The 2304-nt window shown below is 45.6% G+C and carries 2 protein-coding genes and 1 rRNA gene; all 3 read left to right on the top strand.

Annotated elements, in window-relative coordinates; translation table 11 throughout:
- Positions 1 to 7 precede the first annotated feature (7 nt).
- The 3 genes from rrf to ESV85_RS22615 all read left to right on the top strand — a co-directional run bounded on the left by rrf (position 8) and on the right by ESV85_RS22615 (position 1398).
- Positions 8 to 119 (top strand): 5S ribosomal RNA (gene rrf / locus ESV85_RS22060).
- Between the two features lie 404 nt (positions 120 to 523).
- A complete protein-coding gene (locus ESV85_RS22620) occupies positions 524 to 799 on the top strand; it encodes a transposase (protein ID WP_410488868.1) in 276 nt (91 codons plus the stop codon).
- A 20-nt stretch (positions 800 to 819) separates the two neighbouring features.
- Positions 820 to 1398 carry a hypothetical protein gene (locus ESV85_RS22615; RefSeq protein WP_223276085.1) on the top strand — a complete coding sequence of 193 codons (579 nt, stop codon included), beginning with the start codon at positions 820 to 822 and terminating at the stop codon, positions 1396 to 1398.
- Positions 1399 to 2304: the final 906 nt, after the last annotated feature.

Genomic DNA, 2304 nt, shown 5'->3' with positions numbered 1-2304 from the left:
TTCCAATTTAGGCGGCCTAGCGCAGGGGTCCCACCTCTTCCCATCCCGAACAGAGAAGTTAAGCCCTGCAGCGCCGATGGTACTGGGGTTACACCCGGGAGAGTAGGTCGCCGCCTCATTTATTCAAAAGCCAGCTTTAATAGCTGGCTTTTTTGCGTTTAACCCATTATTGTTTTGATACTATTACATCCAACAGAGCAGCTCTCCATAGTAATAAATAGGGTCTGCTTAGAAAATATAAAAGGAGACTATTGATACAATTACGGAGTTATTTTTGGAATTTAAGGGAAGACAAGTGCAAGGAACTATGTAAAAGACTTCCAAAAGGCGTGCGCTACGCAGCGAATATACCAGCCAAAGTCCACTCTCATTCACCGGATTTGAAAATTCCTTCTATAACGGTCTGGATGCCTGTAACCGATGGGTTGCGCTCAGTTCTCGGATTCCCTGGGACGAGCTAGTACGTCTGTATAATAAACGTAACCCAGCTAAATCCACCGGAAGGCCTGCCCTGAACCCCAGAGTGTTTATCGGTGCAGTGGTCATCAAGCATTTGCTTAACCTAGATGACCGGGAGACCGTAGCCCAGATTACCGAAATCATGTATCTACAATATTTTCTGGGGTACAGTTCCTATATCAAACGGCCTCCCTTTGATGCTTCCCTTTTTGTGGATATCAGAAAACGGCTCGGTGATGAATTGATTGCCGAGATGAACGATAAGGTCCATGAATTCGCGCAGGACAAAACTGTAAAAAAAAAGATAAGACCGCTACCGATGCGAATGGATCTAAAGTAGACTGTCCCAACAAAGGCGAAGTGATCTATGATGCCACGGCTTGCCCCCAAGACATCGCCTATCCCACCGATATTAGATTATTGGCCAAGTCTAGGGAAATCACAGAAGCGATCATCGATGAACTCCATGCGGCAAACCCACAGGGAAAGAAGCCCAGAACCTACCGACAAGTGGCCAGAAAGCGCTATCTCAAGGTTGCCCAAAACAAAAATCCCTCTAGAAAAGTCATTCGTAAAGGTATCAAATTCCAACTTCAGCATCTAAAAAGGAACTTCAAGACGATTGAAAAACAACTGGATTCCATTACCATTTTTCCGCTCTCCCACCGAATGCAGCAGAAGCACTGGATCATTCAGACGCTGTATGCGCAGCAACTGGCGATGTTTGAAGCAGGAAGCCATCAGGGGGAGCATCGAATAGTCAGTATCGATCAGCCCCATTTACGTCCCATCGTCCGAGGAAAGGCCAGGGCCAAGACTGAGTTCGGAGCCAAGATCCATCTGAGTCTGGTGTACGGCTTTTCCTTTTTGGATACCATCTCTTGGGATTCGTTCAACGAGGGCAGCCACCTGAGAGACTATGTGGAAAATCACAAATAGCGCTTCGGCTTTTATCCTGCAAAAGTACTGGCAGACCAAATCTACTGCACCAGAGAAAACAGGGAATGGCTGAAGGACAAAAAATTGAGTTGGCGGCCAAACCCTTAGGCCGTCCATCCGCAAAGGCAGTGGCATACCACGTAAGGCGCGGAGAGAGGAACCCGATTGAGGGGAAGTTTGGACAGGCCAAAATGCATACGGGATGAACCGCATCAGGGCAAGACTAAAAAACACCAGCCAATCGTGGATAGCCTCCATCATCCTAGTGCTGAACCTGGTTAAACTGGCCAGGAAGGCACTGGTATGTCTGGGTTTTTCAGCATGGGAGAAGATCAACTACCTGTGTTTAATTTGCCTAAACGTAATCTCTGACTACACAAAATCAAAAACCCAGTCCAAATGCGATTCTGGACTGGATTTTATAGCTTGTAGAACCTGAGTTTTTTTAGAAGACCCTAAATAGGTCTTGTGTTTAAGAATAAAAGGCAGATATTTGCACTCCCAAACGAGGCGAACGGCGGAGGAAACGGGAAGAGTTGAGAAGCTCAAAAAGTATTGAAAAATTAAATTTTGTAAAGGGTTTGGAAGTCAGGAATGATCACTTACCTTTGCGCTCCCTTCAGGACGGAAGGGGGATAAAGTGGAGAGGGTTTATCCTCTGAGAAACTTTAGAAATTAAATTTTGAGAAGGTTATTGGAAGTTAAAATTATCCTCTTACCTTTGCACTCCCTTCAGCAAGGAAGGGGGGAAAACGGATCGGAAAACGCGAGTTACCGGTATCTGACCAGAGTCACAAATGAGTGACACTAAGTTCTTTGAAGTGATGTAAGACAAAAAAAATAGTAACCTGAGAACAGACAGGGAGAAGCTTATAGAATTTGCTTCGTGCGGTTTTATAGGCAGTG

The organism is Algoriphagus aquimarinus (genome assembly GCF_007997215.1).
In the GTDB taxonomy this organism is placed as follows: Bacteria; Bacteroidota; Bacteroidia; order Cytophagales; family Cyclobacteriaceae; genus Algoriphagus; species Algoriphagus aquimarinus_A.
The sequence above is the reverse complement of the archived record's forward strand: the minus strand, read 5'-3'. Positions and strand labels throughout refer to the sequence as shown.